A 12,157-nucleotide genomic window follows, 5' to 3' on the forward strand; every position below is an offset into this window, starting at 1 on the left:
ATATAGACCGACTCGTTTTCACGCAGCATCTGCACATTCTCGCCGATCGTCACTTCGGCAGTGCCCTTGACGACGATCCAGTGCTCGGAGCGGTGATGGTGCTTCTGCAGCGAGAGTTTTTTGCCCGGCGTGACGAAGATGCGCTTCACCTGGAAGCGGTCGCCATTGAAGATCGAGGTGTAACCACCCCACGGACGGTAGGAGGTTGGGTGCGTTTCGGTGAGCTTCACGGTCTTCGGCCGTGCGGCCAGCGTCTTGACGATATCGCCGACGCTCTGGCTGTCCTGCAGGCGGCCGACATAGACGGCGTCTTCGCTGGCGATGACAGCGATGTCGTCCATGCCCTGGACCGCGAGGTGGACACCGTGGGTCATGACCAGTGAGTTCCGGCTGTTCATCAGCGTCGTGTTGGCGGTGGCGACATTGCCATGCTCGTCACGATTGCCTGACTTCCACACGCTGTCCCAGCTGCCGAGATCCGACCACTTGAAGGGCGAGGGGACGACGGCGGCGTTGGCCGTTTTTTCCATGATCGCATAGTCGATGGAGATGTTCGGCGCCTTGGCGAAGGACGCAGCGTCGAGACGGATGAAGTCAAGATCACGGACGGAGTTCAGAACCGCTTCCTCTGTGGCCTGAGCCACTTCGGGGGCACGACTGCGCATTTCGGAGAGCAGAGCGGACACCTGAAACATGAACATGCCGGAGTTCCAGTAGAAGCCGCCCGCAGACAGCATCTCCTCAGCCTTGGCCAGCGGTGGCTTTTCGATGAAGCGCTTGACGGTCAGTGCGCCGGTCGGAAGCGTCTCACCACCTTCGATATAGCCGTAGCCGGTTGCGGCCTCGGACGGTTCGATGCCGAAGGTGACGAGCTTGCCCTTGACGGCGGTCGCTTCAGCGGCGCGGACGCTATCGAAATAGCTCTGGTCCGCGACGATCTCGTAGTCGGAGCCGAGGACATGCATCAGCGTGTCCTTGCCGAAGAGATCGGCGATCAGCACGGCGGCGGCGGCAACGGCGGGAGCGGTGTTGCGGGCCGACGGCTCGAGCAGGATCGCCTTCAGTTCGTGGCCGAGTTCGCGGGCCTGTTCGGCCACCAGGAAACGGAATTCCTCGTTGGTCAGAACAACGGGCGCCTCGTAGAGAGCGGGATCGGAAACGCGCGCCAGCGTCTCCTGAAACAGCGTCCGGTCGCCAATGAACTGGATAAATTGCTTTGGCGCCGATGCGCGCGACAGCGGCCAAAGGCGCGTGCCCTTGCCGCCGGCCATGATCACGGGAACGATCTTGCTTGCCATAAAACTCTTCCTTGTGTCTTTTTTTGTCGGTTCAGTTTGCCATGACCCATTGCCTGATGCGGCTTAGCCCTGAGCGCAACAATTCATTGACGGCCGCGTCGTCCACTGCTTCCACGTAGCACCGCATTTCCGGTGCGTTACCGGAGGGCCGAAAGTGGATGACGCGTTCATCCTTAAGCGTTACCCTGAGGCCATCGATGTTGCTGGTTGATGCAGGCGCGCCGATCGGGCTCAGGAATTCGGACAGGTTGTCAGGAGAATGGCGAAGATAGGCCATCAGCTTGGCGCTGGTCTTGACCGGGAAATTCTCCAGCCGGTCCGCAGCGGCAACGGGAAGCGCGAAGGCGCCGGCGACTGCCGAGAGCGGCTTGCGCTCGGAGGCTGCCAACGACAGAACCGCCAGCATCGGAAGGAAGCAATCGCGCGTCGGTAGTGGGGCGAGCGCTGCTCCATTCACTGTGAAAGTCGAGCCAGTCAGCGTGCCGCCATTGGCCTCGAAGCCGATCACCCGGTCCTTGCCTGAGGCGCGGGCATCGAGCATGCCCGAGATGACGAAAGGTGAGCCGACTTTGGTGCGGGTGACGGAAAATGCGCCTGCCGCCTCGATGCCGGAATTCGACGTGATAGGTGTCACCACGACGGCGGCATCGACGAATTTTGCGGCTATGAGACCAAGCAGGTCGCCGCGCAGCGGAGTGCCGGTTTCGTCGGTCACAAGCGGCCGGTCGCCGTCGCCATCGGCGGAAACGATGGCATCGAGCTTTTCGGCCGGAGCCCAGCGCTTGAGAAGCGCGATGGTCTCAGGCGAGACGGCCTCGGTATCGACGGGGATGAAGCTTTCAGAACGGCCGAGCGGGACTGCGGTGGCGCCGTAGTGAGCAAGGATATCAATCAGCATGTCGCGGGCGACGGTGCTGTGCTGATAGACGCCGATGCGCAGGCCTTGCAGCACATTCGCGGGCAGGATCCTGGCGTTGCGGGCATTGAACAGTGCGGCGCAGGCGGCTGATTGGTCCTCGGCGGCTGCCGTAGAGGCCGGCATGGTGAAGGTAGCGTCAAGGCTCGCGGCGGCGGCCGAGATTGCCGTTTCGTCCGCCTTATCGATCTCGCCGTCCGGCCGGTAGAACTTGATGCCGTTGCGGTCAGCGGGAATGTGCGAGCCGGTGATCATCAGGCTCGCGGCCTTGTGCTGCAGGCCGAAGAGGGCGAGGGCCGGCGTCGGGACGGTGCCGCAATCGGCGACGCAGAAGCCGAGCGCGGTCAGCGCGGCAGTGCAGTTGTCCGCAATCTCGGGACTGGAATCGCGAAAATCGCGGCCGAGCAGGATGAGGTCACCGTTCCCGGCGCGCCCGCTTTCCAGTAGGTAATGGCCGAAGGCCGCCGCATAGAGCGCCGAGGCCCGTCCCTTGAGATCGGCGGAGAGGCCGCGCAGTCCACTTGTTCCAAACTTCATCGAACTTTCCGACTTGATATACTTGCGACATAGACAAACCATGCGCTGCAGTAAATCTGGAAAAATTCGGTATAGTTAAATTCCATGGATTGCTTCGACGTCTTCTAGTGAAAGAAATACAATTAAGGTTGAGAACAGCCGGTAGCTCATCTGTAAACGCTTAAGTCCTTCTCTCCGACTCCGGATCATGGTCCTGAACCTTTTGGTAGCATAAACTCGTTCTAATATTTGTGACACTTCTTTAGGCGTGCGCTTAGTCATCTAGAGGGCGAATATATCAGATTAAAGTCTCTCGCCGCCGTCGGAGCCCTGATGCTCGCGACGACCTCAATTTAATTTGCTGCAACTCCCATCGAAATAGGTCCGGTGCAAGGTCAGGTAGGTGGCCACCCTGGCAATGGTGTCAACCCACCGAACGGCCTTTCCGATATTTTCAACTGCCCTCCCTGGCCTCACGATTTCACGTTGACCGTCGGCCCCCATTCGTCGAGCAACGTCGGCGGGACAATGACGGCCGAATTGTTGAACTCGGTGTCGTGAGCAAGCTGGTTGTTTCGATCAGCGGTGGTTCTACGAACCTCGTGACGCTTGCGGCCGGGGACTACCGGATCAGATGGTCGGCGAGTGGCGTCAACAACGGGACGATCGAAGGAACGGCTTCAATCGCAGCTGTTCCCGGGCCGGAGGCTGGTGCTGGCCTCGGAGCGCCTGCGGCCGGCGGCCTTGTCTTCTGGATGAAGCGACGCCGCAAAGAAGATGCACCGTCTGCTTAAGAGCGATCGACAGTTTACTGCAGGTGGAGGCCGCAGCATTGCGGCCTCGCTTTTTTGGAGTTCGCGTTAGCCGCCGGGCTCGCGCACTTCGCCGCGCTTTCGTGCGAAGGGTTCCGCAATGGAAGATGGGGGTTCGCGCGCAACACGAACAAACAAAAAAGGCGGCTTTAAGCCGCCTTTCCGTACCAGACTTTCTGCGACTATCAGTCGAAGTTGCGAATTGCATCGTGACCACTGCGAACAGCCGTAACCGCGTTGGCGCCGCTCGTGACCGTCGATGTAACGTTGGTGATGAGCGAGAGGAACTTCGAAAGCTCATACGAGCCCGAGTTGTCGACGTAGAGGATGTCCTTGTTAGACAGGTAGAAGTTCTGGGCTGCGAAATAGGCGCTCGGATTGCGGAAGTCGATCTGGAAAATGACCGGGATCTGGTCCTGCGTAGCGGCAAAACGCTTCAAGTCGATATGTGCAGCGGCAAGCTGCTTGCGGTTCATGACGCGATAAATGAATACCTTCTTCGCGTCGGCGCGCGTGTCGTCGAGGCCGCCCATCTTTGCGATGCCCTCAGCCAGCGAGATCTTTGAGGATCCGAAATCGATCTTCGTAGACGCGCCAGTGTTGCCCGAATTGGTAGCGCCGAAGGCAAGGAAGCTCATAGCTTCACGGTAGAGGTAAATTGTGTCGTCCGGGTGGATGTAAATGTTTTCCTTGGCATCGGCGAGGATGTCGTCGAAGAACATGGTCGACTTGCTGCGGCCACGTTCAAGCGTGACGTATGTCTCGTAGCCAGGGCTTGCGGGACCTCCTGCACGCGCTAGGACGTCAATGATGCGATCGCCGGCCGGATTGATGTCTATACGGGAGGCCGCGCGTACATCACCAACGACAGAGACCTGGCTCGACCGCTGGTTGGCGAGCGTTATCATAACTTGTGGTTCGATGGCGCGGTTCGACAGCTTATCAGCAATTTCGTTTTGAACGTCGGTGACTGAGCGGCCAGCGAAGCGAATCGGGCCTGCGTAGGGCACGTTCAGGTCGCCCTGGCCGTCGATTTGCTGCGACGGGAATGTCACGAAATTGCCAGGGCGTGCGCCGGCGTCTGTCGGAATGAACAGGCCGCCCGTCTGGGCTTCAAAGACGGTAACCTGGACGATGTCGCCTACGCCAAGTTTCAACTGCGGCGCGATGCTGCGCGCGTTGCCAAACGTTCCGAACAGAGAGGTTTTGGGTGGGGTTCCGAACTCGTTTACCGCGTTGCCATCGACGTCGATCAGAACATAATCGAAGATAGTCTTAGTGTTTGCCCCGGGGACTGTGACTGCAGCTTTTGATTTAATCTCTTGTGCTGTCGGGCCTTCTTTGGAAAACCCCTGGCAGCCTGCCAGCGCGACACTCGTCATGAGAACCACGCTCGCCCGTGCTGCGTATTTCGGGAGATAGAACACCATAGTCCCCTTCACTTGCAATGCTTTAACCCTGTACACAAGCCTGCACCGCGAAACTGGTTATGTCCCTCAACCAGCAGCAACGAGCGTTGACTTGTACTGCCTCATTATTAACAAGCCTGGTCGAATCCAATCTAATTTGAAAAGGCTTCGAACAGTTCCCGCGACTTTTTCTGGGCGGAAAGCAAAAATGTCACGCATTTAAATTACGACCGCTGTGGCGTTTAAATCAAAACGCAAGTCGTGTCTTCCGGCCCTGAGTCAAAGATGCTTTGCGTGGCAGATTTGACACAGTTTCTCGCTGGAAGATTGTACAAATCTAAGGCCGTTCGCCATCCTGCGCGAGATTTGTTAACACTCGCCGCGCAGTCGGAGATCGCGATTATCAGTGGCGACCAGATGAACTTCAACACGATTTCAGTCGAGTAGGCTGGTTTCGCCACGGTAAAGCTTGAGAACGGCGAGCTTGCCGCTGGCATATGCGCCCGTATCGATGCCTATCCGTCCAGGACCGTAGGAGGCGGCATGGCCGGGGGTGTGCCCGTGGACGAGGGTTATCGGCAATTGCGGACCACGAGAGAGAAACGGTTCGCGGATCCACATCATGTCCTTGTCGGACTGGGCATCGAGCGGGACGCCGGGGCGAATGCCGGCATGCACGAACAGATAGCTTCCAATTTGAAGACTAACGGGCATCTGCGCCAACAGCGTGCGGTGATTTTCCGGAACCACAGATGCGAGCTGCTGTCTGATTTGATCGGCGTCATCCCTGCCATCGATCGAAACGTAAGCACCTGGAATACCGTATGAGGTCAGCGTTTCGCGCCCGCCCATCTCAAGCCAGGTTGCATAGGCTTTCGGCTCATCAAGGAACCTCAAGAACATATCGTCGTGATTGCCGCATAGCGTGATGCGGCGGATGTCGGAATCCGGTGCCTTCGAGAGGTGATCAAGTACACCACGCGAATCAGGGCCGCGATCGACATAGTCGCCAAGCATGACGATGAGACCTGCCACCTTCGTTCGCTGCACCTCACGGCTGATCTTATCCTCGGCGGCGCGAAGGAGATCCAGACAGCCATGGACATCGCCGATTGCATAAATGGCGAATTCCGGTTCTTCGGTGCCAAGCTCCATTCGCCATCGGCGCTGCTCTGCCGCAGCAGGTAGCGAGCTCTCCCGGCGTAAACCACCAAGCAACCATTTCATTGCCCGACTCTGTCCTTCTGTTCTCTTTTAACCTTTTTTTGTCGCTGCCAGCCTGGCGGTTCGATGTTAAGAAAGGCTGAGAATAGCGCGGTAATTTATCTTATGGGCAGTCCAAATGCCGGTCTTGCCGCAACTGACCTTTTTTGGGTTGGTTGGAATCTTGCCGGTGCAAAACGGATTGTGGCATTAACCTCTCCGTTAAGACCTTGTTTACTTTTGATGACAAGCCCCATACAAGCCAAAAGAAGTAACCTGTATTGCGTATTCTTTAGAGGGCTTGGGATGGRTCATTTTCGAATTGGCGCGATTGCTTTGTCGCTAGGGCTGGTATTTTCGCCGGGTGCTCATGCTCAAACGACGCCTGCTGCTGATCAGACCACCCCTGTTACCCCATCGTCTGCTGCGCCAGCGGCTGTTGCCGTACCTGCCGCGACGACCGAAGTTCCGGCTGGATGGACTTTGCCTGCCGAGCTTATATCAAAACGCTTATCCGATGATGCGCTGAAAGCTTCCAACGGCAATTTCGAAACGCTGTTGAAGAATACGCCAGGTGATGCCGGTCGCATTCCGGGCGTGACCCAGGGTTACGTGCTGACGAGCCCGACCGGACTTCCGCAGGTTATCAATTACGCGGTGCAGTCGACAACCAACGAGGAAGCCTCTGCAGTGGGCCTGGGGCTCTGCACGACGACCGCGTCTCTGATGAATGCTGCCAACAATCCGGCGTCACCGCCGGCGCAAGGGCAGGCGGCTCGCGATCTTGCGCGGACGATCCTGAGCAGCGTCGCTGCAGCATCGGCTACGAGTGCGCGGACCAACCAGGCCATTTCGACGAGCTTCGGCGTGTCGGTCAACGCAAATGGCGGTGTGGCAGTCACATGCAAGGCGCTGAACGGCGAAGTCGTTGCGACGACCGCCGTGTCGCCGGCGGCGGCCAGTTCAAGTGCAGGCCTTGGCTCTCCGGTCAACGGTGATGCTGATCCTGTTGCTACCGCCGGCTTGAACGGCGAAGCGAGCGGTGGAGGAGGCGCAGGACGCCATATCAGCTTCCCGTCGGCTGCGAGCGCTCTGCTATTTGCAGCCAATAATATTTCCGGTGCATCGCGCATCGCGGTCCCCGGGCCAGACGCCGGCGCAGGGCTTCTTCCCCTCTTTGCGCTCTGCAGCTACATCGCTTTCCGGTATCGGCGCAGGTCGACAGGGGCAGTCGCCTTTTAGTCAGATATTTCTGAGCACGGCCCGTTAAGCTTGCGCAGGCGCCCGCATCTCTTGATGCCGGGCGCCCCGTTTCGACTTACAATCTTCAGATTGCTTTGTCGCTATACTTCGTACTGGCCTGAATTAACTTAAAAAAGCCAATTTCAAGCACCATCGAAAAAAATGAAATATAAGGCCGCTACCTTATGACTTAGGCGTGAAGCGGTATCTCGATTGGTCATACATTGAACGAAGCAGTAAATGTCCAAGCATCTTGTCGATCGCCCATGTTGGGCAAGAGATGCGATTTGACATGCGGGAACCTGGAGTATCGGATGCGCTTGCTGTCAACTGTGGTACTGGGTTCTATGCTGGCGGCGCCGCTCGTAGCGATATTGCCGTCGATGGCGATCGCGCAGCAGTCAACTTCTCAGCCGTCGAATGGCGAGGCTGATTTTCGCAAATGGCTGAAGTCGTTCGAAAACGACGGTACAAAAGTAAGCTTTGGAGAGATGAAGTTCGATCCGGCGTCTGAAGCGCTGACCGTCAATAATCTCGTGATCACTTCGAAGCCAGCAGCGAGTGCGCCCAACGCCCCAAGTGCTGAGATCAGCCTCGCCAAGCTGTCGCTAACCGGGTTCGCAGCGGCCAACGATGGATATCAATTCAGCGCTGCGGCCGGTGAGGAGCTCGCATTTGGCGTCAAGGGAGCCCCGAGCGCGCTAACATTCGCACATATTGAGGCGGGGAAGAGCTACCTCCCGAGTATCGGCGGCTTCAAGGCCGACCCTGAGCGCCCGATCACAAGTCAGATCGGTTTCCTGACCATCCTGTCGAGGGCTTCGATTGAAAGCATAGTCGCCACGGACATTGCCGCTGGCGCAGGCGTTAAGGCGCAGAAGTTCTCGCTTTCAGGTGTTGCAGCAGGCAAAATATCTGACCTCGATCTGAGCGGATTTTTCTACGGCGCAGGACCGGCCACGCCGAATACACCGCCTGACAGCATCGGTCTTACCGCCAACGAGTTTGCGGTGAAGAATGTCGATATTGCTGCCTATATCAGGCTCTTCGACGAAAGTGCCTATCTTGCAGCGGGCGCAGCAAAGCCCTGGAGCAATTTTATTGAGGCCGTGACTTTGAAAGGCCTCGTGTTCAAGAATGGGCCCGTGTCAATTTCAGTCGACAGTGCTGATCTTGGAGCCCTGAAGGTTCGGCAGTTCCCGCAAAATATAACGGCGATCTTCGATAACGTCGCCCGTGATCCAAACTACCTGCGGGCCAATCCCGGGGACGCCCAGACGATATCTACCGCCGTCCGCCAATCTTTCGTCTTCGAAAAAGCGAGCCTTGCAAATCTGGCGGTCAATGCGCCGAACAAAAACGGCAATGTATCGATCTCCGCCGGCTCGGCAGCATTTTCCAACCTGACCGCGACGCATGTTGACCAACTAGGCGTCAGCGCATTCAAGATCACCGACGCAGGTGGAACGATCGACGTTCGCGCCCTCCAGCTTGGCGATATAAACCTTCCATTGCCGGCGCCTGGTGCCAGTGCGGACGCAGGTCCGCTTCCCATTGCTATCCCGACAGTTGGAAGCGTCAAGGCGGACGGGCTTGATGTTAACGCAGGCGGCATGACTTATGGCTTCGATCAGCTCGATGCCTCGATGTCCTATTTCATCGGAACGACGCCAACGAACGTCAAGGCGAGCATTCAGCATGTTCGCTTTCCTGTTGCACAGATCACCAATGCCGGTCTACGGCAGCTGCTGAGCGACTTCGGCTACACTAACGTCGATCTGTCGGTCGATATTTCCGGGGCCTGGCAGGATTCGGCCTCAGCGCTGGCCTTCGACACTATACAGATTGCAGGCGCCGAGATGGGAACGATCAATCTTTCCGGCTCGCTGACCGGCGTAACCCGCAATGGTATTGAGCATCCGGGAAGTGCGCTTGGCCCGGAGATCATGGCAGGCGGTTTGCAGAACTTCCGTCTGTCATTCGAAAACGCCTCAATCTTCGATCGCTTTCTAGTTCAGGCAGCCAAGGCAAACAATAAAACGCCCGACGAACTCAAGAAGATTTTATCGGCGAACATGCCCGCTATCCTGGCGCAGATTCCGTCGCCCGCAATCCGAAACAAGTTCGTCTTCGCTGCCGTCTCGTTCATCAATACGCCAAAGATTTTTGATCTCGTTGCGACGACATCAGATGTTACGCCAATCCAGGATATTATCGCGGCGACACGTGAGCCCTATAAGCTCCCGGTTGTATTGAAGCTCGATGCAAGTGCCAATGATAGAAAATGACGAATTTGATTTTGGCATTGGACAACGTAACTCTGACGCCACTATCATTCAGCTACAGCTATGCTGACGAGATTCTTACTGATCGCGGGAGGCGCTCGGGTTTTTTCTCGCAGATCGAAATGGTCGAAATCACGAACCGGGGTGCCTCCTAGCGATGCTTAACCAGCCGAAATTTCAGTTTGGAACCAACCTCGAGGATTCAGACCGTCCCCAGCGGGCGTTCCAGAATCCACTTTCTGGATTCGACCTTCTCGGCGCTGCAAGGCGTCAGGTTTGGGTGGTAGCCGGATGTGTGATTGCGATGGGCCTTATTGGTCTCGTGTATTTGATGCAGGCGATCCCTTCCTATACGTCTTCGGTGAGCATCCTGATCGATGCCAAGAAGGTCGGCATGACGGCGACGACCGCGCTTGAAGGCTCACTGACCTTCGAAACGGGGGCGGTCGACAGTCAGTTGCAGATCCTAACCTCCGACAAGCTCGCGGCAAACGTTGCACAGCGTCTTGGACTTCAAAACAACCCTGCTTTCATCGATCCTGCCGGTTCAGCGCTTTCGGAAGGAGTGCAAAAGGTAACCGGCGCCGTCCGCACCGTAATCCGCAAGGTTACGGGCGCTGAGAAGCCGGTGGAAATCAAGGATCTGCCCGAAAACCTCCGGCTTTTGATTGCGACCAACATTCTCCAAAGCAGAATGAATGTTCAGCGCGTCGGCCGCACCTACGTGTTCGCGTTGGATTACACCGACCCTGATCCCGTGCTTGCCCAGTCGATTGCCGGCCAGTACGCAAATGCCTATCTCGAAGACCAGCTCGATTCGAAATTCGACTCTACCCGCCGGGCGACGAACTGGATGGAAGAGCGCATTCGCGATTTGAAAGCCCGCTCGCTGGCCGCCGACGAGGCTGTGCAGAAGTATCGGGCCGATAACAATCTTATTGCTGCATCCGGCCGCCTCATCGATGAGCAGTCGCTGACCGACGCCACGACCCAGCTTACATCGGCCCGCGCCGCACTTGATACCGCGAGCGCCCGTTATCAGCGGCTGAAGCAAATCATCGATACACAGGATCTCGACGGAAGCCTGACAGAGTCCATGAGCAATCCAAATGTTGCCGCTCTCAGGTCCAAGTATTTGGAGTCCTCCAAGCTTGCTAGCGAAATTACCGCGCGATATGGCGCCACCCACCAGGCAGCCGTCAAGGCTCGCAAGGACATGGACGAATATACAAAGCTGATCTTTGGGGAACTTACGAATCTTCTTCCCGGTTATAAGAGCGATGTGGCCATTGCCCAGGCGCAAGTTGCAAGCATCCAGAACACGATTGACCAACTTCGCCAGGCGAGCACTGTCAATGACAGTGCGATGGTGAAGATGCGAGCGCTCGAGCAGGAATCGGACACGCTCAAGACACTTTATTCGACCTTCCTGCAGAAATCGCAGGAGCTCCAGCAACAGCAGTCGTTCCCAGTAACCGATGCGCGCGTCATCAGCGATGCATCGATACCGCTTGTCCCAAGCAGCCCCAAGAAGCTATTGACACTTCTTGCAGCGATTATCTTGGGGGGGCTTCTCGGCTGTGCGATCGGGCTCTTCAGGGAATGGCGTGACCGTGGTTTCCGTACTGCTGCACAGGTGCGTGACGAACTCGGCCTCGATTTCATTGCCAATGTTCCGATCTTGCGCGCAACAGAGGCGGTTAGAAAGGTGCCCGACAACAAGCTTGCAGCCGCTGACACGCGGCGCTTGACGCTTGGCATTGACGGTTTCCTTCAGAAAGTCGTCAACGAGCCTTTCTCGCAGTTTTCTGAAGCTATTCGCGCCCTGCGAACGAAGATCGGAGTTGAGTTTCCGCGCAAGAAGGGTGTTGTCATCGGTATGGTCTCGATGTTCCCAGACGAGGGCAAATCGACCATTGCCAAGAACCTCGCTTCGTCGCTCGCCCTCCAGGGAGCTTCAACGATCCTGATCGATGGCGACTTTCGAAATCCCAGCCTGACGCACAGCCTGCTCGGCAATCCGAAATTCGGAATCATCGATGTTCTGAACGGCCAGGCGAGCGGAGGCGATGTGGTCGCATACGAGCAGGAGAGCGGACTGCAATTCCTGCCAGGCGCCACTAAGCGTCGTCAGGCCAATGACATTTTCGGCAGCACCCGGGCTCACGAACTTATCGAGCTCCTTCGCCGACAATACGACGTGATCGTCATCGACTTTCCACCCGTCGGCGCCCTAACGGATGCGGTCGCCGCAGATTCGATCGTTGATGGTTACTTCTTCGTGGCTCATTGGGGCAAGACGCCGCGCAAGCTCGTTCGCGAGTTCATACAGAACCATCCGCAAATGGCGGATAAGACCCTTGGCGTCGTGCTCAACAAAGTGGACCTTCGACGGCTCGGACGATACGGCGCATATCAGGGCTCGTCGCAATATGCGAAATATAGCGACAAGTATTTCTCTGGCGCAGCCAACTAA

The 12,157-nt window shown here is 57.2% G+C and carries 8 protein-coding genes; 4 read left to right on the top strand and 4 right to left on the bottom strand.

What is annotated here, in order from left to right; translation table 11 throughout:
• Together AC1DNK_RS26395 and AC1DNK_RS26400 are read right to left on the bottom strand one after the other, a co-directional pair.
• Positions 1 to 1,298: mannose-1-phosphate guanylyltransferase/mannose-6-phosphate isomerase (locus AC1DNK_RS26395; protein WP_477944057.1), on the bottom strand; the 1,298-nt coding region annotated here is incomplete at its 3' end.
• A gap of 31 nt (positions 1,299 to 1,329) precedes the next feature.
• On the bottom strand, positions 1,330 to 2,751 hold the full coding sequence (locus AC1DNK_RS26400) for a phosphomannomutase (protein WP_477944058.1): 1,422 nt from the start codon (positions 2,749 to 2,751) through the stop codon (positions 1,330 to 1,332).
• A 536-nt stretch (positions 2,752 to 3,287) separates the two neighbouring features.
• Between AC1DNK_RS26400 and AC1DNK_RS26405 the strand changes: the two genes are divergently transcribed.
• Positions 3,288 to 3,524, top strand: a complete 237-nt coding sequence (locus AC1DNK_RS26405) for a hypothetical protein (protein WP_477944059.1) — start codon at positions 3,288 to 3,290, stop codon at positions 3,522 to 3,524.
• 203 nt (positions 3,525 to 3,727) lie between these two features.
• On the opposite strand, the gene AC1DNK_RS26410 is transcribed toward AC1DNK_RS26405, so the two are convergent.
• Positions 3,728 to 4,972, bottom strand: coding sequence for a polysaccharide biosynthesis/export family protein (locus tag AC1DNK_RS26410; protein ID WP_477944060.1), 1,245 nt, complete (start codon positions 4,970 to 4,972; stop codon positions 3,728 to 3,730).
• 414 nt (positions 4,973 to 5,386) lie between these two features.
• Entirely contained in the window at positions 5,387 to 6,178 is a 792-nt protein-coding gene (locus AC1DNK_RS26415; protein WP_477944061.1) for a metallophosphoesterase family protein, read from the bottom strand.
• Positions 6,179 to 6,241: 63 nt separating this feature from the next.
• On the opposite strand from AC1DNK_RS26415, the gene AC1DNK_RS26420 reads away from it, so the two are divergent.
• The 3 genes from AC1DNK_RS26420 to AC1DNK_RS26430 all read left to right on the top strand — a co-directional run bounded on the left by AC1DNK_RS26420 (position 6,242) and on the right by AC1DNK_RS26430 (position 12,157).
• The gene (locus AC1DNK_RS26420) at positions 6,242 to 7,396 is read left to right on the top strand and encodes a hypothetical protein (RefSeq protein ID WP_477944062.1); all 1,155 of its coding nucleotides are present in this window, start codon (positions 6,242 to 6,244) and stop codon (positions 7,394 to 7,396) included.
• A gap of 314 nt (positions 7,397 to 7,710) precedes the next feature.
• Positions 7,711 to 9,684, top strand: a complete 1,974-nt coding sequence (locus tag AC1DNK_RS26425; protein ID WP_477944063.1) for a hypothetical protein — start codon at positions 7,711 to 7,713, stop codon at positions 9,682 to 9,684.
• A 154-nt stretch (positions 9,685 to 9,838) separates the two neighbouring features.
• Positions 9,839 to 12,157 (top strand): GNVR domain-containing protein, encoded by a 2,319-nt coding sequence (locus tag AC1DNK_RS26430; protein WP_477944064.1) that lies wholly within the window; start codon positions 9,839 to 9,841, stop codon positions 12,155 to 12,157.

The organism is Rhizobium sp. 01N424, assembly GCF_056399485.1.